This is a genomic window from Sediminitomix flava, from assembly GCF_003149185.1.
GTDB lineage: Bacteria > Bacteroidota > Bacteroidia > Cytophagales > Flammeovirgaceae > Sediminitomix > Sediminitomix flava.
In genome coordinates this window covers 204,124-230,067 of the sequence record NZ_QGDO01000009.1, presented here as the reverse complement: position 1 = coordinate 230,067, position 25,944 = coordinate 204,124, and the positions used below count along the sequence as shown (strand labels likewise).

The following is a 25,944-nucleotide window of genomic DNA, read 5'->3' as shown; positions in this document are numbered from 1 at the left end:
AAAGAGAGCGTATGAACTTTGATAAATTTACCATTCAAACTCAAGAAGCCCTCAATAAGGCTTCACAATTAGCTGTTTCCGATCAGCAACAAATTATACAAACAGGGCACCTGTTAAAAGCAATATTTGGTCAAGAAGAAAACATCACCACTTTCCTATTTAAAAAACTAGATGTTGATAAAGCTTCTTTTGACCGTCAGTTAGATAATATCGTTTCCACTTATCCAAAATCGAGTGGGCAAAATCCTTACTTATCGAACGATGCAGCGAAGGCTTTACAAGAAGCTGATAAATATCGCTCTAGCATGAAAGATGAGTTTGTGACGATCGAACACGTTTTATTAGGTTTATTAAAAGGAACTGATAAAGAGGCTCAACTCCTAAGAAGTGTGGGTTTCTCAGAAGACTTACTGAAAAAAGCGATTAAGGAATTGAGAGGTAGTCATCGTGTAACAGATCAGAATGCCGAATCAAAATATAAATCCTTAGAAAGATATTCTCAGAACCTTACTGAACTTGCCAAAAAAGGAAAGATAGACCCCGTTATTGGTCGTGACGAAGAAATTCGTCGAGTATTACAAATCTTATCGAGACGTTCGAAGAACAATCCAATGCTAATTGGTGAACCGGGAGTAGGTAAAACTGCTATTGCAGAAGGTTTAGCACAGCGTATCGCCTCGGGTGATGTTCCAGAAAACCTAAGAGATATTACTTTGGTGTCTTTGGATATGGGATTGCTCGTAGCTGGAGCAAAATATAAAGGAGAATTTGAAGAACGTCTGAAGTCAGTAATTAAAGAAGTAACTGAATCTGATGGGAAAATCATTCTTTTCATCGATGAGATACACACTTTGGTAGGTGCTGGTGGTGGAGAAGGCGCAATGGATGCAGCCAACTTATTGAAACCTGCTTTAGCCCGTGGCGAACTGCGTTCGATTGGAGCTACTACACTGAAAGAGTATCAGAAACATATAGAAAAAGATAAAGCCCTCGAAAGACGTTTTCAGACCGTTGTTGTAGATGAACCAACAGTTCAAGATACGATTTCGATATTGAGAGGGATTAAAGAAAAATATGAAGTTCACCACGGCGTGCGCATCAAAGACGATGCAATTATTGCTGCGGCAGAACTCTCGAACCGATATATCACAGATCGTTTCTTACCCGATAAAGCCATTGACTTAATGGACGAAGCGGCTGCTCGTTTGCGTATTCAGATGAACTCTCTTCCAGAAGAATTGGATGAGGTACAACGTAGAATCATGCAATTGGAAATTGAACGTGAAGCCATGCGTCGTGAAAAAGATAAGGAGAAAGAAAAAATCCTTTCGATGGAAATCACAGACTTGCAACGCAATTTCAATGCAGAAAAATCACGTTGGGATGCTGAAAAAGAAAAGATCGAGAAACTCAGCAGTATCAAAAAACAAATTGATGAATACCGCATTCAAGCCGATCAAGCAGAAAGAAATGGAGACCTCGGTTTAGTCGCTGAACTTCGTTACGGGAAAATCCAAGATGCAGAAGAGCAACTCAAACAATTACAGATGGCTATTCAGTCAGAGGAAAATCCGCTGATTAGGGAAGAAATTACAGCCGAAGAAATTGCCGATATCGTTTCTCGTTGGACGGGAATTCCTGTGAGTAGAATGCTTGCAAGCGAACGTGAGAAACTACTTCATATGGAAGACGAACTCAAGAAAAGAGTTGCGGGTCAAGGTGAAGCTATCGAATCTATTTCAGATGCAATTCGAAGAAGTAGAGCTGGTTTGCAAGACCCTCGCCGTCCGATTGGTTCATTCCTATTCTTGGGTACAACGGGTGTTGGTAAAACGGAGTTGGCTAAAGCACTTGCAGAATTCCTCTTCAATGACGAACACGCTATGGTCAGAATTGATATGTCAGAATATCAAGAACGTCATGCGGTAAGTAGATTGATCGGAGCGCCTCCGGGCTATGTCGGTTATGATGAAGGTGGACAATTAACTGAAGCTGTCAGAAGAAAGCCGTATTCTGTAATTCTTTTAGATGAGATTGAAAAGGCACATCCAGATGTCTTCAATATCTTGCTTCAAGTATTAGACGACGGACGTTTGACAGATAATAAAGGTCGTGTAGCGGACTTCAAGAATACCATTGTGATCATGACAACCAACACTGGTTCTCACTTGATTCAAGAACGTATTGCCAACTTTGAGCAAGGAGTCGACGATCCGGAAAAAGTGTTGGAAGAAACTCGTAAAGATGTCATCGAGTTGTTGAAAGCTTCGGTTCGTCCCGAATTCTTGAACCGTATTGATGAAATCTTGATGTTCAGACCGCTTTCTAAAGACGTGATCAGAGATATTGTCAGAATTCAGTTTAAGGATGTTCAGAAACGTTTGGCTGAAAATGACATTACACTCGAAGCTGATAATGATGCTTTAGATTACTTAGGTGAGTTAGGTTACGATCCTCAGTTTGGTGCTCGTCCATTAAAAAGAGTTTTACAGAAAACACTGCTTAATGATCTTTCTAAAGCCATTCTGAAAGGAGAAATTGAGAAGGATAGTGCAGTTGGTATTTCTCTGAAAACAGATGACGATGGCACGAAGCATTTGAAATTCTACAATGAGAATCCTCAATAAAAATAGAAATTGATTGAAATGAAAAAGCAGTTCTAGATCATCTAGAACTGCTTTTTTCTATTTTTTTGTGTTTAATATTCTAACAGGTTTACCCATTCATTGCCTCGCTTTACGATCAAGTAAATTCGAGCCAAATCGTTATTCAGATTCAAATCTAGAGAGACCTCTACAAATTCATTTTTCTTTTTAGAAAAGTCTACTTTAAAGCGTAATCGGGTAATTTCATTATCCATTCTCAATGCTTTGAATAATTTATAATTTCCCATTTCTCCTAACACCATATCCATCACATCAGGCATTTGTCGATAAACACCTCTAGGATGTTGTATACCTGCGTGCACCATAGGAGTCACAAACTTTTGTGCTCTAAAGTCTTGAATTGTGATCTCTTTCCGATTGAGTTTTACCAACTCACTCATGATCAATTCGCCCCTATACTTTGTAGCAGGATCGAGTTCTTTTAAAGGAATTGAAGGTACTTCTTTAGGCCCACATGCCGTAATGAAAAAAAGTAAACTGAAAATAGCTAATACAAACTTTTTCATATCAAATAATTTTGTGTGAGAGCAAAATAGATTTTATCATACTGATTCACAAAATTTATTTAGAATACCACAAATACTCTATCAGTCATTTATGGTCTAAAACTTAAAAAAACTAGGATTGTATATTTTATTTAGACATTAAACGTCTACCTCTAACTTTAACTTGTCTCAAGATTAATATTGAACATAATAAACCTAGATCATGAGATACTTTTTGCTAATTATCCCTTTAATCATTTTTTCGACTTCAAACGCCCTTGCACAGAAAACAAGAACCATTAGAGGGTATATTATCGATGAAAAAAATAGAAATGGAATACCAAATGCACAGATTTCTTCTAATCATGCAAACTCTAGTACCTTAAGTAATGAAGAGGGGGCTTATTCAATTGAGATTCTCGAAACGGAGACTAAAGACACGCTAAAAATTAGCCATGAAGGGCACAAAACTGTTTTTATGCCTTTAAAAAAATCAAGAGATGGATATTTCATTTATATGGATAGAGCTGATGAAACCTCAAAGAAATTCAACCTTGATGAAGATGTGAAAGAGCTAAGTGTAGTCAACATTAAAGGAAATAAAATCAAGCTGATCAACCCTTTTTTCCCAATCTCTTTAGATATGGCTTTAACACGTGCTCAAGTTGAGAATAAAAAAGTTCTGGTGTATGTGAGTGCCAAATGGTGTGGTCAGTGTAAACTTCTAGATAAAACTTTATTTCAACATGACACTGTCATTCATCGATTAAAAAATGATGTCATTCCTGTAAAAATTGATATCGATACTTATGAAGGAGAAAAACTTAAGAAAGAGTTTCAGATTGCTGGATACCCTACTTTTTTGATGTTAACTCCTGACAAATCCGTTACAAATAGAAATGTCGGAATTATATTCAATAAGCATGATTATGATGACCCAAAAGGGATTCTTGAATTTATAGATGACGGAATTACAGCAGATGAAAAAGTTGAAGTTTCTCAAGAAGAAATCGAGATTCTTAAAAGAAGAAAAGAGTTTCATGAAAGATTAAGATTCGGGGTGAAATTTGCCTCTCATATTAATGCGACACCGACATTGGGAAGATACGACGACTACTCTTCTAGCTTTGAAACAGGGATTTTTATACATCTTAACAAAGGTCGTTTTATGTTTCGTCCTGGAATCAGTTACCTAAATTCCCCAAAGAAAAGACACAATCTATCCTCAATACTAATCCCAATTGATCTTGGATATTCTTTTTATAAAGGCTCTACATTTGGTTTACCTTCCGAATTTAAAGCACTCATTACACCATATTACCAACACAATTTCAACGCCGACCATAGAGAAATCAATGTTCGCAACATCGGAATGCGTTATGGTGTAGATTTTCAAATTGGAGGAGATAGTGCTTTCGGGTTCACACTTGCTTATCAGCATGCTTTCAGAGACTACTATAAAGAATTATCTGGGCTTCAAGATGGATTTCACTTTGGGCTATACTTCACAGTTCCTAGTCCTTAAATCATCAGAGTAAAAAATTAGTCCTACTTTTATCTAAGAATTAAAAGTAGGACTAGTTCTATATAAGGCTTTAAAAGTAATATCACCCTCCAAACAAACGTCTTGACCAATTCTCCAAAACATTCGTTTCTAAGCGTTTTTTCACTGTACTTTTCCAACCATCAGAAAGGCTTTCAAGCTCCATTAAACTATTCAACCCTTTCCTATTAAGTGGATCTCCAAAAAATATATCACACACTTCTTTTACCGTAAGACTGTTTTCTGCTCGTTCAATCAGTTTGAACTCTGCTTCGGGAGTAATATTTCCAGTCTGAATTACTCGGAATAACCAACCACATCTGCTACTTGTCTGCATGAAATAAGATAAGTTTTCCACACCCCATTTTTTATTCAATGTCACACAAGGCGAACGAGGTTGACTCACTTCTATAATGGTTTCTCCTAGCTGAAAACGGTCACCAAGATAAACATTTTCCTCAGTGAAACCTTCTGAGCTTATATTCTCTCCCATTCCAGGAGCTTCCCAAGCTATAGACTCATCATTATAGAATTCTCGCCAAAATGAATAATGTTCTTTAGGGTAATAATGCAAAGCCCTATCTAATCCGCCATGATGCCTTTTATCTGCACATTCATCACCATTCAGTCCTAGCTCCGATAGATAAACAGTCTCTGATATTTCATTCTTAAAAATCGCAGAAGTAATCCCTTCATGAGTTTTGACTTTTCCTAAAAACAATTTCACTTGACCTTCTTTTTTCATACTTCAACATTGAATTAAACACAATGACGACACAAAGTAAAGACAGTCTTAGTCTAGCACAAGTTCAATCGATCTATTTTTAGGAAGGACATCAAATTCAGATTTCTTACTTCAGTTTGATTAAGGCAGATTTCAAATCATTAGAAAAAAAGGAAGCCACTATATTCGCTATTATTAATATGACACCTATCTATAAACAAGCTATTTAGTGTCGGAATAGGCCGAAAATAGACCAAAAACAGGAGTAGGCATTATTATAATTTAGTTAATCCATGAAACAGAACTTTTACCTTTCAATACTTTTAGTCGGAACATTCTTCTTTGCTAGTTGCGACGATGACGACGACAACAATGGCTCATCTACAAGCAACCTAACACTGAATATCTCTGGACTAGAAGATTTGGGCGATGATTATGCCTATGAAGGATGGATCATTGTAGATGGTGCACCAATTTCTGCGGGTATTTTTAATGTGGACTCTAGTGGAAATCTATCTGAAACCAGTTTTGAACTCGATACTGATGACTTGAATGCAGCGACTGCTTATGTATTAACAATTGAACCCAATCCCGATAGTGATTCAAGCCCTAGTGATGTACATATCCTAGCCGGTGATTTCTCAAATAACTTAGCCTCACTTACAGTAGACCATCCCGATGCCATTGGTTCTGATTTCACTTCTGCTGTTGGCGAATATATTCTTGCCACGCCTACAGATGATGATGACACCAACGAGACGAGTGGCATTTGGTGTTTAAACCCAAATGGTGGTGACCCGATTGCAGGTCTTACACTTCCAACTCTTCCTGCAGGTTGGACCTACGAAGGTTGGGCTGTTATTGATGGAAACCCAATTACGACAGGCACATTTACAAATCCTGACAGTGCCGATAGTGGCAATCCTTTTAGTGGAACTGTAAATCCTGCACCAAACTACCCTGGAGAAGATTTCCTTCAAAATGCACCTGATGGCGTGACTTTCCCTGCCGATTTATTAGGAAGAACTGTCGTGATTTCTGTAGAGCCTGTTCCAGACAATAGCCCTGCTCCATTCTTGCTTAAACCACTCGCACACGAAGTACCTTCAGATGCGACTAGCGGCAGTGTTTTGAATATGGATAACAATGCAGAAGAAACAAATCCTACAGGTACTGCAAGCCGATAGATAACAATCTAGAATTCTAGAAAACGTAATCGTCAAAATAAAATCCCTTTGATCTCCTCAATCTGATCAAAGGGATTTATTCATATTACTGAAAATCAAAAAATATGGAATGACTTTATAGCTTCAAGTTGTTCTAGCTGAAAAACGATAAATACCAGCATGAATATTCTAGTTATTGGCTCTACAGGAAGAGTTGGACATTTACTTACAGAAAAACTTATCCAAAAAGGGCATCAGGTAGTGGGTACTTCAAGAAAAGAAGAACTCCTTTTTGATGCTTCTAATTATTCACAAATCAATCTTGACTTACTAGCAGAGCAAGATGAAATGGTAAAAGGAATTCCGACTAATATAGACCTCATCTATTTTGTCTCGGGTTCAAGAGGAAAAAATCTCTTACAAGTTGACTTACATGGAGCTATTAAAACCATAGAAGCTGCTAAACGTCTTCAAATCCGTAGGTATATCATGCTCAGTTTTATGTTCTCTTTAGAACCCGAAAAATGGAAAGAAAATGGACTAGAAAAGCTTACCAACTACAATATTGCCAAACATTACGCCGATCATTGGCTACTCAACAGTGAACTTGACTATACGATCCTCCAGCCCGGAATGCTTACTGAAAAAGAAGGTTCTGGAAAAATAGAAATCAACACGAAAACACTTGGGGAAAATTCGATTGATAATGTAGCTACTACCCTTGCCGAATTAGCCGAAAGTAAAGCTTCTATTCATAAAGTGATTACTATGAAAGATGGAGAGACACCAATTAAAGATGCAGTAGAAGGACTGTAATTTCACACTACCCAACTTTTCAGTTTGAAACAAAAATGTAAAAGCTCTACAAACTTACTATTGTAGGGCTTTTACATTTTAAAATTTTTCTTTTCCAATTCTAGTTTTATTACATAGGTTAAAATCTTGCATTTAAGCGAGAATATCCTAAAATTTATAGACAACTCATTACTCAAAAACACAAGAAAACTATAAACATAGGAAATGTCTTATCGTCTCATTCATAAGAAACTCATTGACTTAGTTGAGGAGAATCCTAACTATGCGTCTATTTTGTATTTTTATGGGATTCCATTTCAGCACTATCCTAAGCATACTCTTAATCAGATTGTCAACTACAATAAAGTTGACCTTCCTTCCCTTGTACATGATCTTCAGAATACACATCAACCTAAAGGATATAGAGCGCTTTACGAGGTATTGGCTGTAGAAGACATTAGTCATATTATAGCTTATATAAAAAATGAGCACCTAGACTTTATCCGCTATCACCTTCCTTTTATGGCTAGCCTTGTAGATAACCTACAAAATGAAGAAAATATCCATAAAGACTTAATGCTTGATTTTAGGTATTTCTTCTTCGAATTCCACAAGTCATTCGTAGAACATATCAAGGAGGAAGAAGAGATTGTTTTCAACTATTTGAACTTACTTGAGCGAATTCTTAACGGACATACTCCAATGGGAAAAGAAATCTTTTTCCTTCAAAAAAATTCTATCGCAAAATTCATCAGTCACCACAAAGACGATGACGATGACATGAAAGGTATTCGTACGCTAACGGATCAATACCGTCTTGATGAACAATCACCTCTTTTCATGCGTATTTTTTACCATGAATTAAAAAACTTCGAAAACAAACTTAAGATACACTCTCGTATAGAAAATGAGCTTCTATTTCCGAAGGCTATGCGCTTGGAGCAAAAAGTAGGAAAAGAACTCGAACGTATTGGGAAGAAAAACTAAACACGTTAAAGTTTAGACGCTTTTTATACTTATATTCAGCCTAATAACTTTTATACCTATTCATCCCTATACCATGATTAAACATTTTTTCATTACAGTAGCGGTACTACTGTTTGCTATTTCTGCTTCTGCCCAACAAGAAAATCTTACTCTACCCGACAGTGCTTCTTCTTTTTTTAGAAGTGACTTCAAAGCAAATTCTGGTTATCCTCCATATATCATCAATGGACGTGGTGCTTCTTTTCATGATATGCTCGAATATGTTTCTTCATCTGAAGAAGCGACAAAGTATATCAAAAGAGCTAAGTTTGATTATGTAGCTACCCTCATTTCGGGCTTTAGTGCTGCGGGCTTTCTGACATGGGGTATTTTGAATTATTATAATACAGATAAAATTGACCCTGCCATTGTTTCTGTAGCAGGACTTTCCTTAGCTTCCACATTCTTTTTTCAATACTCTTTCAAAAGGCATTCCTATAAAGCAATCTATAAGTTTCATCCAGAGCTTGAACAGCAAAACCAGAGTCCTGCACTTGGTCTTTTTCTTCGCCCGAATGGTTTAGGGCTTGCATTACGGTTTTAAGTAAAAGTATTTATAGATATAGGCTAAAGAATATAAGAATTTTTGTTTTTTGATGAACTTTTGAAATTCGTATTGTGTAATTTGGGCAATCGAAAAATAGATCAACAGTTTATGGAAAGACAGATTTCTATCTTTAGCCTTATTATTTTTAGCTTTTTTACCCTCGCGAGTTGCGAAGAAACAAAGGATACTACTCCTCCTGAAGTCATCGAATTATTTGTCAATACTTCTCAAGTTGCTCCACTTGATACTGCTGATCTTGTACTCACTACCGAAGCTAGTAACTTAGATCGTGATGAAGATGATTTACCCCCATTCAATCTTTCGGGTGAATTACGAGATAATATAAACCTTCTTTCTTACCGTGTTAGGGTTTCTGCTACAGATGACAATCCTATGCCCGAAGGCGTTCTTTTTCCTCCACTTTACGAACTTGATACAATTGTACAAATTGGAGGCGCACGTGTAAGAATTAATAGAGAATTCCCATTAACTAATCAAGTTGCACGAAATGGTAATTACGATTTTGAGTTCAATGTATGGGATGCAGAGCAATTACAAGCCCCACCTGTAAATAATACAATCACGATTGTAAACAACAGCCCCGAGTTTCACGTTACTTCCATTGATCGAATCCCTGAAAAAGATTCACTCTTTATTCCAATAAATGAGCCGATCTTAATTCAAGGGAATGTATCGGATAGGGATGAGGACTTGAAGTCTGGTAGATATCAAGTGCAATTTTTGAGAAGAACTTTAGATGCCCCAGATACTTGGGTGACACTTGAAACATTCAACTTTAGTATTGCTTCAGATTCTGCCATTTTTGATAATCAGTATGCTCCTGATACCCTTGCGCCACATCGTATTTTATTCTATGCACAAGATGATGCAGGGGCAAAAACAGAATTTAACATCCCATTTTCTGTAAAAGCGACAGACGAATAACTTATTGGAAACTATTCCCTTGGCAAAGTATTTTACTTTATAGAAATGCTTATTTGTTTTATTGGGAAAATGCCAAAGCATTTATAGTTTTGTCATACGAAAGAAGAAGTCGGGAATATTAATTTTCCGCAACACAGCATGACCACGAGAGGTAGAGGCTAACAACCTCTAATTTTAATAAGCAATTGATTAAGCATTAAAAAATTCAACAACAATGTTAAAAGGATTTTTCAATGTACCTGAGGCTATTAATGAGCCAGTAAAAAGCTATGCTCCAGGTACTCCAGAAAGAGCTGCATTGCAAGCAGAACTAACAAAATTAAGAGCTGAGGTAAGAGATATTCCAATGTACATTGGTGGGGAAGAAATTAGAACAGGCAATACAAAGCCTCTATCTCCTCCGCATGACATTCACCATACAATTGCAAACTTCCACGAAGGCGACAAGTCTCACGTAGAACAAGCAATCAACGCTTCTTTAGGTGCTAAAGAAGAGTGGAATAAACTTTCTTGGGAGCACAGAGCTTCTATCTTCTTGAAAGCAGCTGACTTGATCGCAGGTCCTTACAGAGCACGTATCAATGCTGCTACTATGTTGGCACAATCTAAGACAGCTTTCCAAGCTGAGATTGATTCAGCATGTGAGTTCATCGACTTCTTGCGTTTCAACGTGAAGTTTATGACTGAAATCTACCAAGAGCAACCTGTATCTGCCCCTGGTATCTGGAACCGTTTGGAGCAACGTCCTTTAGAAGGATTCGTATTTGCGATCACTCCATTCAACTTCACAGCGATTGCGGGTAACCTTCCTGCAGCTCCTGCTATGATGGGTAATACAGTAGTTTGGAAACCTTCTGAAGATCAAATCTACTCTGCTCAAGTAATTATGGAAGTATTCATCGAAGCTGGTCTTCCTGAAGGCGTAATCAACTTGGTATATGTAGACGGCCCTGAAGCTGGTGAGGTAGTATTTAATCACCCAGATTTCGCAGGTCTTCACTTCACAGGTTCTACTGGCGTATTCCAACACCTATGGAAAACTATCGGTGAGAACATCGCTAAGTACAAAACTTATCCAAGAATTGTAGGTGAGACTGGTGGTAAAGATTTCATCTTGGCACACAAATCTGCAGATGCTAAAGCTCTAGCTACAGCAATTATCCGTGGAGCATTCGAATTCCAAGGACAAAAATGTTCTGCTGCATCAAGAGTTTACATCCCAAGAAACTTGTGGCCAGAAGTTGAGGCTTACTTGCAAGAAGATATCAAAGATATCATCGAGAACCGTTCAGGTATGCCAGAAGACTTCAAAAACTTCTTCACTGCAGTAATCAACGAACGTTCATTCGATAAAATCGCTGGATTCATCGACAGAGCTAAAGAGTCTAACGTAGCTGACGTTATTGCGGGTGGTGGATACGACAAATCGAAAGGTTATTTCGTAGAGCCAACAATCATCAAGGTTGAAGATCCTCACTACGAATCAATGGTTCAAGAGATCTTCGGTCCTGTAGTTTCTATCTACGTATACGATACTGAGTACTTCGACGAAGCTATCTACTTGGTAGATAATACTTCTGAGTACGCTTTGACAGGTGCAATCTTCTCTCAAGATCGTTACGCTGCAGAGCATGCAACTCAAAAATTGCAAAATGCTGCGGGTAACTTCTACATCAATGATAAGCCAACTGGTGCTGTTGTTGGTCAACAACCATTCGGTGGTGCTAGAGCATCTGGTACAAACGACAAAGCAGGTTCTGCATTGAACTTGTTGCGTTGGGTATCTCCTCGTACAATCAAAGAAACTTTGGTTCCTCCTACAGATTATAAATATCCATTTATGGATGCTGAATAAGGATAAAGAACACGTTCTTTAAAATATAAACTCCCTCTGCTGATACTTTCGGTCGAGGGAGTTTTTCATATGAGGCTATCAAAGGATTTGTCTTTACAGGGAAATTAACACCTAATCTCAGGTTAAATATTAATTTTACAGAAATCAGCCTTCAATCACTTTTTTCAACGTAAAAGATTGAAGCGTTTTTCAACTAAAATTCTCAATCATGAAAAAGACACTAACAACTGTTCTTCTTTTCACAATTATCGGTTTGGTAATCGGTTATTTACTTTTCGGTAAAATTGCTGGCGAATATGTTAGTCTAGGTACTTTTTTTAAGCCTGCTTCGAATGAACTTGTTTCATTTGGAAAGAAACTCATGGGTATCTCAGAAATTCGTAAAAACATTTTTATTTCTGGAGGTGTAGGCGCTCTTGTCGGCTTCATTTATAACGCTGTCAAGAAATAAAAAAATGAGTCATCCCGAATCCATGTTTAGGGTGACTCATTTTTGTTGTACTTTCCAATAAGGTTATAAGACTTTTCCCTCATTATATTTTTTTAAGCCTATCAATAAATACTTCCCCTTTTATGAATTCTATAGAAAATAAAAGAATATTACTTACTGGTGCGACCTCCGGAATTGGTAGATCACTAGCCAAACAACTTCTTGAAAAGGGCGCTAAATTGGCTATTTGTGGAAGGTCTTCCGAAAAAATGGAAAGCTTACTTCAAGAGGTAGAAGCCTATTCTTCTCAGGTTTATTCCGAAACTTTTTCCGTAACTGACGAAGATGCTAATCTTCAGTTTATCGAAGCTGCTGACAATTTTTTGGGAGGAATAGATATTCTGATTAATTGTGCAGGTTTAAATTCGGCAAGAGGAACGCTAAATGAAATAAAGACTGAGGAGCTAGATTTTATGATGTCGGTAAACTTCCGTGCGCCTTTCATTTTTATGAAAGAAGTATTCAATAGAATGCAGTCAAAAGAGATCAAGGGAACAATTGTCAATATTCTTTCTACCGTTTGTTTATTCAGTAATGAAAATATTGGAGCCTACACCGCATCTAAAGTAGCTTTGGATGGGCTTACAAAAGTATTCAGAAAGGAAGCTAGACGAAAAGGAGTAAACGTTTTGAGTGTTTACCCAGGCGGTGTTGATACTGCTTTTAGAACAGCAGATCGCCCAGATTATATGTCTGCTGACAGTGTCGCTCAAGCAATCATTACTACGTTCCAATATCCGAAAGACGTCATGCCACATGAACTCGTTCTGAGACCAGAAGTAGAAGAAAATTTTTAGTCTATCAGATTTATCATATAACAACACCTACATAGCTCTCACATTTTGGTACACAATTGGTTTATGTACAATTGCTATATTTGCATTAGACTTTTAAACAATCTATTACAAACCAATTTTTCAAAACAGCTATGAAAAATCTTTTAATGACAGTACTCTTTTTGACTGTCTTGACTAACGTTTTTGGACAACAAAAAAAATACAACTTACCAAAAGCTATTACTGCTCCTGATGCATCATTCACTTTCCAAAAAGTTAGTGGATCTTCTTCGAGCTATTCTGTAAACTTTAAAGCTCAAAACACAGGTGATGGTGTTTTACTTTTAGACCGTAGTAAAACTAAACTTGCTCAAAACGAAGGTGAGGTTTATCCAACTTCTCAAATTACAATGCTAAAAGCTGGAGAAAGTAAAGTAATCTATAACCAGTTCAGAATTAAGGCTCCTGTTCAAAAAAATGCGGATTATTTCGATTTTATTTTAGATGGAGTTCAATACGCTAAAGCTGCTAAAAGTAGCATCACTGCAGAGAAACTTGTGTTAGCTGAAAAAGCAACTCAAACAGCGGGTGAGTTTGCAGTAAAAGTGATGGAATACAATGTTTATTCTGACAGAATCTACGCTTCTGTAAAGTGTACATTCAATGGTAATGGCAAACAGCTTGGGAAAATTGACCTAACAGGAATCACAGTAAATGGTGGAACGCCTAAAATCGTAAAAAAAGGTGATGTCCTTCAAGCAGGAAAATCTTACACTTTTTCTATCAACATCACACCAAATGGTGAAGAAACAAGTATTGAGTGGGGAAATGCTTTCCAAGTAATGAATCTTGTTGATGTAAAAATTGCTCCAATCAAGGTAACAAGTACTACTTACAAGGAAACTGAAGAGGCTGCTAAAAAAGAAGAGGTAAAAGCGACTGAAGAAAAGAAAGATGTTGCTAAAGACTGCGCATTGTCTTACGCTGATTTTTCAGCTTTAAAGAAAGACATCGAAACAGAAATAAATGCTGGAGGTGATGCTATTGGAATGGCAAATGAATTCCTAATGGAAAAGAAATGTATCAATGTTGATCAAGTTTTAGAATACTTGAGCGTATTTAACTTAGATGGTCAACGTTTAGCTTTTGCTAAAATGGCTTATCAGTACACTTCTGATAAACCAAAATTTCATTTGGTTGTCACTAAACTAGCGTACACTAAAAATAAACAAGCTTTAGAGGAGTTTTTAGAAGTACAATAGTTACTTTCTTGCTCCAAAGATTAAAGGCATTTAGTGAATTGAATAGAGGTTCAATTCGCTAAATGCCTTCGTTTTTCTATTTCTATTACTATTTCAATTTTACTCTCAATAGTTTATCATTTGCAGTCAGATAGATGTACTCTTCTTTTGTATCAAAAGCACAGTTGGCTACCGGCATTGGTGTTGAAATTTTACCCACAACTTTTCCTTCTGGAGAAAAAACCCAGACTCCGCCAGGACCTGTTGCGAAAATATTTCCAGAAGAATGTACTTTCAGACCATCAGGTAAACCTTTGTACTTTTCCCCTACCCATTCGGTAGCATCGTAAAACAAGCGTGCATTTTCAACTCCTGTTTCTGTAATGTCATATGCCATCCAAATTGATTTTTTAGGATCAGAGTTGGCTACATAAAGTGTCTTTCCATCTGTAGAAATACCAACTCCATTAGGTCTTGTAAGTGTACTATCTAGCAATATCAGCTGATCTTCTGTATCCAATTTATAGACACCATTAAACGGCAAATCCTTTTGAACATCTCTTCCTTCCAAACCGTATGGTGGGTCTGTGAAATAAAGATTCCCTAATTTATCGAAGATCAAATCGTTTGGACTATTTAGACTTTTCCCTTCATAACTTCCAGCTAAACTTGTAAAGTTTGCTTCTGGCGTTTCCAAAGAACTTTCTAAAACTGCTACTTGGCGTCCTCCGTGCTGACACATTACAAGCTGTCCTTTTTCATTCAACTGAAGACCATTCGCTCCAAGGTTTGAGCCTTTCAATGTTTCTTGACTTTTATAACCTGCGCCCTCTAAATAAAGAGACAATCCGTTAGCTTCGCTCCATTGGTGAATTTTATTTTGAGGAACATCTGTAAAAATCAAGCGATTTGACTCCTCTAACCAAAGCGGTCCTTCTGCCCACGAAAATCCTTCTGCTAAGAACTCTACTTGAGTATCTTCAGCAAATAGGGCTTTCATTTCTTCAGTAGAAAACTCGACTGTTCCTACATTTTCTTTCTCTCTCTGCTCTGTTGCTGTTTGGCAAGATGTAAATAATGATAGTAATACAGCTACTAATTGGAATCTCTTTTTCATTTCTTATTTATAACTTTCTATCCTAGAATGTATTCTCTTTTCAAGTGTTCAATATACTTAAGAGGTCTGTGTAATATTATCTTTTTTATTGATAATGGTCATTCTACCTCCCATTTTGGAATAATTGACCTCTATATTTTCTGCGTCTTAAGAATGGTAAAACTTTTCAACTTCATTCCTCCTTCCATAATTTCTACACGTAACTCTACTTGTCCTTTTGGAAGTTGAATCCCCTCAAAACTCTGAGTTACCCACTCATTCCCAGTCTGAGAAAGCTTACATTCCTGCACAGACTTTCCATTTACTTTTAGTCGAACTAACCCTTCTTTATTTTCGGCTAAATAGTTGATGTCAATTTTATAAGTAGCTTCTGAAGGAATATTGAGGGTATAATTCATCCACTCCCCTTTTTCTGTCCATCCTACGAAAGGAATTTCTTCATGCAAGCCAATATCAACACCATCATTTCTATAAACATAGCCAGAATTCCAAACCATCCAATCAGAGTTTTTATCGATATGATAATCTGCTGATACATTATCGAAATAAGCTAGCTCATTTTTACCCATGTCATAATCTGCAAACAAGATTGGCTCACCTATTTTATGAGACTTGAAAGGAGCTGTTTCATTGGTATGTGGCTGATGAAGCATTGCATAAATCACATCATAAGCTACTTCACAATTTTCATTTTTGTGCGCCTCCGCATAATCCATCACAGCCTTGTAAGTATCCTTTACTGAAAGTGTTTTTCCTTCTTCCCAAGCCTTTAATAATGCCTTATAAGTTTCTGGTGTTTTAACCTTCAAGACATTGTTCATTCTTTGCTTTTTTACAGGCCACCAAGACCATCCAATATTATTCTTTTCAAAAAGAGAAATACAATCTGAAAACCATGTATTCGAGTTTTCTCCAGCCTCACTCATCCAAAGTGGCAGTTGAAATTTTTCCCTCATGTCCAACCAAGCTTGCACTGATTTGTCGGTATTGTAATTCCAATATTTATGAAAAGTGATCACCATATTATCATCAACTTCTCTAAGTGAATGTGTGTCTAGTCCATCGTAATTATTCCCCCAACAATTTCCCGAAATGTATACAATATGGTTCTGATCTACTGTGCGAACAGCTTTAATCAAACGCTCATGCAAATCCCAAATAGCATCATTTTCTTTACAGCCACACCCATTTTGGTGATCTCCTTCTGCAAACCCCCAGTTGGGTTCATTGATCAGATCATAACCTCCTATCCATTTTTCATTTTTGTAGCGACTAGCTAATTCAATCCACAGCTTTTCTAGTTTATCCTTATTCTCTTCAGATTCCCAAAGCGATGGTTTATGCTTGTCGTAGTCTGAAATATTAGCATCTTTTCCTTGGCCTCCAGGTGCTCCATGCATATCCAAAATCAGATACATTTCATTTTCGGTACACCATTCCACTAATTTATCGGTATACGTAAAACCTGTCTCTAGCCAAGTATTTGTCATTTTCCCATCAATTAGCTCTTCTTCTTCAATTGGTAAAGTAAACCACTTGTAATGTAAAGCTACTCGTACACCATTAAAGCCCCATGCTTTCATGGAATCTAGGTCGGCTTTTGTAAAATGATTCGCTAACCAAGTCTTGTAAAACTTCTCTGTTTTGTGTTTACCAATCGATTCTTCAAGCTTTGTTCTGAACTGCGTATGCGTATTGACCTTAGCTCCTGTAGACTGCATCATGTAGCCCTCTTGAATCATCCAATTTCCAGTCCCGATGCTTCGTAATAAAACGGGGCCATTGTCATTGATAATGTCTACTCCATCAGCTCGGAGGAAACCTTGTCCATTTGCCAAAAAGCTACTGACTAAAAGCGATAAAAATATGATACATCTCTTCATAAAAATTGCTCTTTAAAAAACGTCATAAATAAAAATTGAACGTAGCTGCTCTTGGGTAATTAATTCTAACGCAAAGGGGGATTCTCACTTTTCATTCAAAAAAAGCCAAGGTATGCAAAACACACTCTTGGCCCTATATCATCTAAACAAACGAGAAACTCCTATTTTTTGAATGTAATTTTACTTTTCAATAAGTATTCTGAAAGTCTTTATACTTCCTTCTTCTGATGTGATTTGTAGAAAATAAATTCCTTGTGTTACCGACGGAAGTTTTACTTTCCACTCTTTTTTTCCAAGCTCATCAAACGGTAGTTCAGATTGATTTCCTACAATATCGATTAAAGTAAGCTGCTCATTTCCTTTCAAATTTTTGATGAATAACTCTTCCTTGGCTGGTATCGGATATACCACTACCTCATAGAATAGATCATCTTCAACTCCTGTAACTGGATTTTGAGGTTCTTCTGGTTGCTCTGGCTCTACCTGATCTTCTCCTTCTGCAGGAATGGTAAATACCAATGGCTTCAACCAGAAAGTTCCGCTTTTCGCCCCTGCCAAAAAGCTATAATTGAAATAAAGCTTTAGCGTCTGAATTTTATCTAAACTGAACCCAGAAGTCTCTTTTCCTTCAACACCATAAAAGTGGATATAATCGAAAAACTCCTCTCCTTCCACGACATTGAAACTATCGAAAACATTCTCAAGATTATATAGCTCTTTATAATCATAAAGGTCTAAACGAATGTTTTCTGGGGCATTATCTGCTTTGATAGCCATGCTCACTTTTCGGTAAGTCGATAGGTCTAACAAATCAAATAGCTCTAATTCTAAATGTGGATTTCCCCGAGGAGCGGGAATATCGAAGTCAACCCTGATACTCCCATCTGACTCTTCGGTTAGCTGTATGCTGTTGCTGTCATCACCCAGAACAGCTTTCCAACGTAAACTACCTTCAGTATCTTTATGATCTAGGATATACATATCTCCTTCAGGAATAGTATACCCTCTTACTTCTTTTTCGGCAGTATAAGCATCACACTCTGTTTGAACATCTACAGAAACTGTTCCTCCTATATTTCCCCATTTTACTTTTACTATATCAGAGTTTTCTCCCTCAAGGATTTCAACTCCTTCAGGAAAACTCCATTGATAGGTATTTCCTTCTTTAATATTGGTTTCGAAAGTTGCTTCAGTATCTTTTTCTAGAAAATCAGCTCCTGTGATCTTTGCTTCTGGATTGTAGCCATATACACGCACATAATCCACTTCCATTCTTTGGGGGAAAATCGTATCATCTATGCCTTGCGCTCCTCCCCAGCTTCCACCAACTGCAATATTTAGTAACAAATGAAAACGTTTATCGAATGGCCATTCTTTATACGTCTTGTGCTCATTCTTGAAACGGAAATATTCTACATCATCGATATACCAAACGATTTCTTCTTCTGACCATTCTATTGCATAAACATGAAAAGCCGTATTAAAATCGTCTACCATTGTACTTCCACCTTTTTGAGTACCAATCGAATGATAATAAGCTTTTGTGTGTACTGTTCCATGCACAATAGCAGGATCATGACCAACATGTTCCATGATATCAATCTCACCACTATCTGGCCATCCGCCATACTCCCAATCTGTTGGAAGCATCCAAATTGCTGGCCAAGTTCCACGACCTGTTGGCAATTTAGCTTTGATCTCAAAACGACCGTACAGCCAATCTCCCTTATCTCTTGTTACTAATCGAGCTGAAGTATAATCACTTCCTCCCATACTTTCTTTGCGTGCTTCAATGATCAGTTTTCCATTTTCAACACGTGCATTTTCTAATCTATTTTCAGTATAGAATTGGGCTTCGCCGTTTCCCCAGCCATTTCCACCTACATCATAGCCCCATTTAGATTGGTCGGGTAAACCTGAATAATTGAATTCGTCAGACCAAACTAAACTTACACAGTCTTCTTGGGCATAACTTAGTGTAAATTGAGTAAGTAAAAAGAATAATATACTAATCTCTTTTAGTCTCATAGCTCTGTTAGTTTCTCTTCAAAGTAAACCTTTCATTTATGTAAGGCCTATAAGATTTTATAGTCTTTAGGGTAAAGTATAATAGACGCAAAATGCGCCTATCATAACTTATCCATATTTATCATTGTAATTCGCTAGCTTTAGCGTATACCCTTACATAATCAACCTCCATACGAAGTGGGAAGATAGAATCATCAACACCTTTTTTGCCCCCCCAGCCACCGCCAATAGCGATGTTTAGCAATAGGTGAAAACGCTTATCAAAAGGCCACTCCTTATATGTTTTGTGTTCGTTCTTGAATTGGAAATACTTTCTTCCATCAATAAACCACACTATTTTTTCTTCATCCCATTCAATCACATATTCATGGAAACCTGTCGCATTGTCTGCCATAAAAAGTGAGCCACCTTTTTGTGTTCCCTCTCCATGATTATAAGCTTCTGTATGGACTGTCCCGTGCACTTCATCTGAAGCATAACCAACGTGTTCCAGAATGTCAATTTCTCCACTTGCAGGCCATCCGCCATATTCCCAATCTGTTGGAAGCATCCATATTGCAGGCCAAGTTCCACGACCTTCTGGTAACCTCACTCGGAATTCAAATCTTCCGTATTTCCAATCGCCTTTTCCTTTTGTGATAAGACGAGTAGAAGTATAATTTCTATTCTCGTAGTCTTCTTTATGTGCCTCAATGATGAGCTTTCCCGCCTCTACACGAGCGTTCTTTGCTCTATCAGTATAATATTCCAACTCATTATTTCCCCAACCATGTCCGCCAAGGTCGTAGCCCCACTTCGTAGAATCTGGTAATCCGACATAATCAAATTCATCAGACCAAACCAACTCGTATTTTCCTTCCTGTATTTTAGTAGGAACTTGTGCTTTTGCTTGTCCAAAAAAACTAAAACACAACACCGCCACACTTAGACTTCTCCAATTCATCCCCCTAATTATTATTCTTGTTGAAATAGTAATGAAAAGAATGCTGAAGGAAAAATATCCTTCAGCATTACTACCGATTTACATACTGAGGTTATTGTTAAATATGTAATCTTCTGCTACACTGAACGTTGCTGTCTGATCCCCAATATTTATCAAAAACTCTCCTTTTTCCGTTACCCAATTTAGGTCTGCGTTTACAAATGCAATATCACGAGGTGAGATGGTAAACTTCACTTCTTGTGACGCACCTGCTTCCAATTCAATTTTTTCAAACCCTCTCAGTCTTTTTAGATCTGGAGTTATTGTGGCATACAAATCTGAAATATATAATTGAACTACTTCTTTTCCTTTTCTCTTTCCAGTATTCTTTACTGTTACAGCTATCTCAAAGTTATTGTCTGCTGTTTCTGTTACTTTTAATCCGTTGTATTCATAAGTGGTATAACTCAAACCGTGTCCGAATGCGTATTGTACATCTGGGCCTCCACCGTAGTTGTACATACCTTCCATCGTTTTCGAGGCTTCCGACGGTTTCATATCATAAGTCACTAAAGAGTTAGGGTACTTGGGGTATGTGTATGGAAGCTTACCACTGAAGTTTTCTTTTCCGTAAAGCAAATCAGTCAATGCATCTGCGCCAAAGTTTCCTGGTAGATACGTTTGAACAATTGCATCCATTTTGTCTTCAAACTTACTGATCAAACGAGGGCGACCTTCATTCAAGATCAATACAACTGGTTTTCCTGTTGCAGCTAATGCTTTGGCGAGCTTCTCTTGATTTTCAGAGATATGCAAATCATGTAAATCACCTGGCTTCTCTGTATAAGTATTTTCTCCTGCACAAAGTAGAATCACATCTACATTTCTTGCTGCTCTTACTGCTGCTGAGATGTTGATATTTTGTTCTTCGTGGTATAAACCATCCATTTTGTACTCTACTCCTGCTTTGTAGACTACATTGTTTTTGCCTACATGATTCTGTACTGCTTCGAGGATTGTATTGTAACCTTCTGCAAATTCAGAAACTTTTTCTCCTTGCCAAGAATAAGTCCATCCGCCATTCAGTGTACGCATAGAATTTGCGTTTGGCCCTGTTACCAATACTTTCGTTCCTTTTGAAAGTGGAAGTACATTTTTATCGTTCTTCAATAAAGTGATCGATTCAAGTGCCGCATTGTAAGCAATTTGCTCTGATTTCTCACTTCCAAACTCTGGGTACTCTTTCAAATCCATTACTGGAGTTTCGAATAAACCCAATGCTTTTTTCACTTTCAAAATTCTGCGAACTGCATCGTCAATTCTTTCCATAGAAACTTCGCCTTCATTCACCAATTCTACTAGGTGTTTACAGAAGTCAAAGTTGTAAGGAACCATTGACATATCAATACCCGCATTAATAGCTAGTTTTACTGCTTCTTTCTGAGTTGCAGCAATTTTATCTCTATTGTGAAGATTTTCAATATCTGCCCAGTCTGTTACCGCCAAACCTTGGAAGCCTAATTCTTCTTTCAAGATTTGAGTCACTAATTTATGACTTGCATGAACTGGTGTTCCGTTGATGATACCCGAATTGATCATTACTGTATGCGCTCCTGCATCAATCGCTTTTTGGAATGGTACCAAGTAACGCTCTCTCAATTCGATATCTGGAATGAATGCTGGTGTACGGTCTTTACCCGATACCGAGCTATATCCTAAATAGTGCTTCAAACATGAAGCGACTTTTGTAGGGTTTGAAATATCATTATTTGCTCCTTCATATCCATCAATTACTTGTTTACCCATTTCAGATACAAGATAAACGTCTTCCCCAAAGGTCTCCCACATACGCGCCCATCGTGCATCACGACCAAGGTCTAGTACGGGTGAGAAATCCCAAGGAATAGAAGAAGCTCTGGTTTCATAAGCACAAACTTCTGCTGCTTGTCTAGTCAACTCACGGTTCCAAGTTGCTGCTTGTCCGATTTGTTGAGGGAAAAATGTTGCACCTGCTGTATAAGTTGTACCATGAATGGCATCTACCCCATACAATACAGGAGCTTTTAATTCTTTTAGGGCTAATTCCTGAATCTGAGAAATCAACTGATTCCACTTTTCAGTAGTTCTTGCTCGGTTATTAGCTGTATTGAGTACCGAACCGATTTTATATTTTTTGATTGCTTCTTCAAGCAATGCAGGGTCAAGTTCTACAGGTTCATCACTTACGAAAACGTTTTCGCCTTTTGTGATTACATCTAACGTGATTTGCGTCATCTGACCCACCTTCTCCTCTAAGGTCATTTGTTTCAAGATAGCCTCAATATCCTGAGAAATTACTTGATTTTCGATAGACGCTGTTTGAATATTTTGTTTGTCAGTAAGTTCTGAACACGATGAGATAGCAGCCAAAAATGATAAGGCCAACACACTATTTCTTAATGTCTTTTTCATAGATCTTTGCTTGATAGTTGAGAGGAAGGTTAAAAAAAGTAGGGGAAGCTATGTCAACCCCTACTTTTAGGGTAAATATTATTGCAATTCAATATCATCTAGGTAGAATGTACCTGCAGAGAAATGACCTTCTCCACCAAACTGTACAATGATTTTATCAAAATCAGTACGGTCTGCAGCGCCGCTAAAATCAAATGAAAGTACAACCCACTTGCCTAACTGATCTTCTGTAAGTTCATGATATACTTCATACTGCGTTTCCCAAGGTGCTCCGTGTGACGAATCTTGTAACTTCAATGATAACCTAGGTAATAATGGACCTCCTACTGCACCACCATTCTCCGTTACATAATCATTATCTTCTGGAATCAACACCTTCAATGTAATGAAGTTTCTAGTGCTCAAATCTAATTTATAATCGAAGTGTATTTGAGCATTTGCCCATTCATTAGCTCCCGTACGAAGATATTTTGCTACTGTTGCTGACGTATTTGCCCCTCCAACTAATGGGTTAGCAAATGCTACATCAAACTCTTCCACTTCCTCTGTAAACCAAGTAATATTCGAGTTTCCTTCGAAATCTTCATAGAAGTCTTCTGCTTTCAACTCTTTTTCTGGCTCTGGTTCTGGCTCTGGATCAGGAGCTGTTGGTCGTTCAAACCCTTTACGAATGAAACCATAATACCAAGCATTACCATCACCACCGATTGTACGTAAATAAAGTTCGTCATTATTCAACGTTACAATTTCATATTCTTGACTACCACCTGTATGCCATGAAGGAAATGCGCCACCATTAAAGATAAGATAGCCTACGCCACCTTTTTCAGTCATTGTCCATGTCCAATTTGCTTGGTCAAAATCAATATCAAGCGTGATATCATCATCTGACTGTGTGACTACTCCACCCAAAGCTTCTAGTTCAGCTTGTACATAATCTTTAGCATAAGTATCACCATTGTTCTCTAAATCAAAAGAGAATCCGTCTAAGCTAAAAGTAATTTCGTCATCATATACACCTAGTCCACCTTTTTGACCTGGAGAAGCAGCCCACCATTCAGGTGTTGAACCATCAGCGGGTCCGATACCCATATGACCAGAAACTGTTTGATCCCACACCCAAGTCTTACCTTCAATAGCTTGTAAACCACCTGTCAAAAACGTAAACTCTTCAGCCTCGAAAAATGAATAATCATTATCTGCAATAGAAACCACTTGAGTTGATGAAGCTGCACCACTTTTTGTATACACAGTTAGTGTCACTGTATAATCGCCTTTTACAGGATATTCTGCCTTTACTTCATCACCTTTTGCTGTTACGCTATTTCCAAAGTTCCACACGGCCGTAGAGTTTGGAGTCTCATTGGTAAAGAAAACGACATTCGGTTGGTCAGCTTTTGGTGTAAAGCTGAATTTCACATCTGCTTCTGTTGGAGCAGGGCCAATTTCAGCTGACTCTGGTGTACAACCCACCGCAAAAAGTATTGCGGTGAGCAGTAGATATATATTTAATTTTTTCATGATGTTTTCAGTTTTCAAAAGAATTAAAAAATCGAACTAGTCATCATAAGATGCAGATCATTAATAACCTGCGTTTTGCTTAAGATTTGAATTCAAGTCAATTTCAGACTGAGGAATTGGAAGGAATCCTTTCTTTGAAAGATCAAAATTAACTTCAAAAGTAGAAGGGTCTCCAAGGTCTCCTGTCAAATTCTGATTATCGCTATTCACATAAATACCGCCATTTTCAGTTGGTGCTGTTAGTGAATAATTAGTTACATCAATCTTAGATTTTGCATAATCAAGACCTCTTCTTAGCAAATCGAAATAACGGTGACCTTCAAATGCTAATTCTACACGACGTTCATGATAAATTGCATCCAAATCAACTGACGCTACTCCTGCTAAACCTGCACGTGATCTTACTTGATTTACATAATCTGTAGCTCCTGACACATTACCTTTTGCAAGCTCAAACTCTGCAGCTAAAAGAATCACATCTGCAAGTCTGATATAGTGATAATTAATTCCCCAGTTCAATGCTGAATTCACATCATAAAATGCATCAGAATGTGTAGTATACTTCATATTGAACATTGAAGTATAATTGTAATTCGGAGCCAATGAAGGAGCTGTTCCTTCAGCTTGCTGAATATCTAGAAGCTCTTTTGCATAAACAATAGTTGCTGATTTTCTAGAATCTCCAACTTCAAATTCAGCTTCCAAAGACCTTGTTGGTGTTCCAAATCCCCAACCTTCTTTTAACAAACCACTAGAGTAACCTCTTGGCCCTGCCATTTGGCAAAACATATTTCCTAGAGAAGTATCACCCCAGTCACCTGAACCTGTAGCTGTAAATGGAATTTCAAATAAAACTTCTTGAGAATTATCTCCATTTGCACCAAATAGATCAGCATAATTTGCTTCTAAAGATGATCCTGAATTAGTAATGATCGTTTGAGTCATTGCTAACGCTTCATCTAAAGAGAATGATGTTTTACTACCATTTTCTTCTGTTGATCTTACTGGCAAATCAGCCGTATTGTAATAGCCTGTATAGAACGCATATACTTTAGCTAACTCTGCCATTGCAGCATATTTTGATAGCCTACCTTCATCAACAAGACGAGTGCCTTCAGCATCATAAGCTTCTGACATTAAATCTATTGATGCAATCATTTCTGCTGTAATGAAGCCATAAAGTTCTTCTGGTGTTGCTTGTATTGCATCTCTCCAGCTCTCATCAATGTATGGTTCTTCAATCAATGGAATATTCTCAAAGAAACGAGCCAATTCAAAGTAATAATGAGCTCTCAAAAAACGTGCTTCCCCTAGGTAGTTATTCTTGATTCCTTCCTCACTTACTTTAAACTCAATCTCATCATATTTTTGAATCAATGAGTTTGCTCTTTGGATACCTGTAAAACATTTACTCCAAAGCTGCATTGCTACGTCATTTGTAGCTGGAGATGATTCAAAACGAGCCATACGTTGCCACGCTAACATATCTGAAGCTCCACCGCCTCCAGTGTACATATCGTCTGACATTACCCCTGAGTTCAATCCCATTGGGATATAAGTCACGTTGTAGTCACTTCTAAGTTTTTCGTAGATACCGATCAAAGCTTTGTAAGCATCGTCTGGAGTTTTATAAAAACTCTCAGAAGTTACTTGATCTTTCGGATCAATTTCTAAAAAGTCAGAACATGAAGTCGCTCCTACTGCACAAAACAGGCTGAGTCCGACATATATAGATTTTAGTTTCATTTTGATCTACATTTATT

Annotated in this window: 20 protein-coding genes; 11 read left to right on the top strand and 9 right to left on the bottom strand. The window is 37.5% G+C overall.

Translation table 11 applies throughout. The features are described 5' to 3' along the window. The first annotated feature begins 11 nt into the window (after window positions 1–11). On the top strand, window positions 12–2,627 hold the full coding sequence (clpB, locus tag BC781_RS23600; protein ID WP_109622659.1) for an ATP-dependent chaperone ClpB: 2,616 nt from the start codon (window positions 12–14) through the stop codon (window positions 2,625–2,627). Window positions 2,628–2,698: 71 nt separating this feature from the next. Here the strand turns inward: clpB and BC781_RS23595 are convergent, their stop codons facing one another. Next, window positions 2,699–3,172 carry a hypothetical protein gene (locus tag BC781_RS23595; protein WP_109622657.1) on the bottom strand — a complete coding sequence of 158 codons (474 nt, stop codon included), beginning with the start codon at window positions 3,170–3,172 and terminating at the stop codon, window positions 2,699–2,701. 202 nt (window positions 3,173–3,374) lie between these two features. On the opposite strand from BC781_RS23595, the gene BC781_RS23590 reads away from it, so the two are divergent. Then, window positions 3,375–4,676 carry a thioredoxin family protein gene (locus tag BC781_RS23590; protein WP_109622655.1) on the top strand — a complete coding sequence of 434 codons (1,302 nt, stop codon included), beginning with the start codon at window positions 3,375–3,377 and terminating at the stop codon, window positions 4,674–4,676. Between the two features lie 82 nt (window positions 4,677–4,758). On the opposite strand, the gene BC781_RS23585 is transcribed toward BC781_RS23590, so the two are convergent. After that, window positions 4,759–5,439, bottom strand: coding sequence for an MOSC domain-containing protein (locus BC781_RS23585; RefSeq protein ID WP_109622653.1), 681 nt, complete (start codon window positions 5,437–5,439; stop codon window positions 4,759–4,761). 272 nt (window positions 5,440–5,711) lie between these two features. Here BC781_RS23585 and BC781_RS23580 point away from each other — a divergent pair, with 272 nt between their 5' ends. From BC781_RS23580 to BC781_RS23540, 9 genes are all read left to right on the top strand, one after another. Then, entirely contained in the window at window positions 5,712–6,605 is an 894-nt protein-coding gene (locus tag BC781_RS23580; protein WP_109622650.1) for an anti-sigma factor, read from the top strand. A 159-nt stretch (window positions 6,606–6,764) separates the two neighbouring features. After that, a complete protein-coding gene (locus tag BC781_RS23575; protein ID WP_109622648.1) occupies window positions 6,765–7,400 on the top strand; it encodes an NAD(P)H-binding protein in 636 nt (211 codons plus the stop codon). A 204-nt stretch (window positions 7,401–7,604) separates the two neighbouring features. Then, complete coding sequence (locus BC781_RS23570) at window positions 7,605–8,366, top strand: hypothetical protein (protein ID WP_109622646.1); 762 nt, start codon at window positions 7,605–7,607, stop codon at window positions 8,364–8,366. A 73-nt stretch (window positions 8,367–8,439) separates the two neighbouring features. After that, window positions 8,440–8,949, top strand: a complete 510-nt coding sequence (locus BC781_RS23565; RefSeq protein ID WP_109622644.1) for a hypothetical protein — start codon at window positions 8,440–8,442, stop codon at window positions 8,947–8,949. 111 nt (window positions 8,950–9,060) lie between these two features. Next, window positions 9,061–9,897 (top strand): hypothetical protein, encoded by an 837-nt coding sequence (locus BC781_RS23560; protein WP_109622642.1) that lies wholly within the window; start codon window positions 9,061–9,063, stop codon window positions 9,895–9,897. Between the two features lie 214 nt (window positions 9,898–10,111). Next, a complete protein-coding gene (gene pruA / locus BC781_RS23555; RefSeq protein ID WP_109622639.1) occupies window positions 10,112–11,752 on the top strand; it encodes an L-glutamate gamma-semialdehyde dehydrogenase in 1,641 nt (546 codons plus the stop codon). Window positions 11,753–11,960: 208 nt separating this feature from the next. Further along, window positions 11,961–12,203 carry a hypothetical protein gene (locus BC781_RS23550; protein WP_109622637.1) on the top strand — a complete coding sequence of 81 codons (243 nt, stop codon included), beginning with the start codon at window positions 11,961–11,963 and terminating at the stop codon, window positions 12,201–12,203. Window positions 12,204–12,325: 122 nt separating this feature from the next. Then, the gene (locus BC781_RS23545) at window positions 12,326–13,039 is read left to right on the top strand and encodes an SDR family NAD(P)-dependent oxidoreductase (RefSeq protein ID WP_109622635.1); all 714 of its coding nucleotides are present in this window, start codon (window positions 12,326–12,328) and stop codon (window positions 13,037–13,039) included. A 131-nt stretch (window positions 13,040–13,170) separates the two neighbouring features. Then, window positions 13,171–14,280 carry a DUF4476 domain-containing protein gene (locus BC781_RS23540; RefSeq protein ID WP_109622633.1) on the top strand — a complete coding sequence of 370 codons (1,110 nt, stop codon included), beginning with the start codon at window positions 13,171–13,173 and terminating at the stop codon, window positions 14,278–14,280. A gap of 88 nt (window positions 14,281–14,368) precedes the next feature. On the opposite strand, the gene BC781_RS23535 is transcribed toward BC781_RS23540, so the two are convergent. From BC781_RS23535 to BC781_RS23505, 7 genes are all read right to left on the bottom strand, one after another. Next, window positions 14,369–15,376 (bottom strand): SMP-30/gluconolactonase/LRE family protein, encoded by a 1,008-nt coding sequence (locus BC781_RS23535; RefSeq protein WP_109622631.1) that lies wholly within the window; start codon window positions 15,374–15,376, stop codon window positions 14,369–14,371. Between the two features lie 131 nt (window positions 15,377–15,507). Beyond that, entirely contained in the window at window positions 15,508–17,259 is a 1,752-nt protein-coding gene (locus tag BC781_RS23530) for a cellulase family glycosylhydrolase (protein WP_109622629.1), read from the bottom strand. Between the two features lie 180 nt (window positions 17,260–17,439). After that, the gene (locus BC781_RS25840) at window positions 17,440–19,287 is read right to left on the bottom strand and encodes a family 16 glycosylhydrolase (RefSeq protein ID WP_158281567.1); all 1,848 of its coding nucleotides are present in this window, start codon (window positions 19,285–19,287) and stop codon (window positions 17,440–17,442) included. A gap of 121 nt (window positions 19,288–19,408) precedes the next feature. After that, a complete protein-coding gene (locus BC781_RS23520) occupies window positions 19,409–20,230 on the bottom strand; it encodes a glycoside hydrolase family 16 protein (RefSeq protein WP_109622627.1) in 822 nt (273 codons plus the stop codon). Window positions 20,231–20,308: 78 nt separating this feature from the next. Beyond that, entirely contained in the window at window positions 20,309–22,660 is a 2,352-nt protein-coding gene (locus BC781_RS23515) for a glycoside hydrolase family 3 N-terminal domain-containing protein (RefSeq protein ID WP_109622625.1), read from the bottom strand. Window positions 22,661–22,738: 78 nt separating this feature from the next. Continuing rightward, window positions 22,739–24,181 carry a PKD domain-containing protein gene (locus tag BC781_RS23510; protein WP_109622623.1) on the bottom strand — a complete coding sequence of 481 codons (1,443 nt, stop codon included), beginning with the start codon at window positions 24,179–24,181 and terminating at the stop codon, window positions 22,739–22,741. Window positions 24,182–24,241: 60 nt separating this feature from the next. Then, window positions 24,242–25,927: a RagB/SusD family nutrient uptake outer membrane protein gene (locus BC781_RS23505; protein WP_109622621.1), complete on the bottom strand. Its 1,686-nt coding sequence runs from the start codon at window positions 25,925–25,927 to the stop codon at window positions 24,242–24,244. Between the last annotated feature and the right edge of the window lie 17 nt (window positions 25,928–25,944).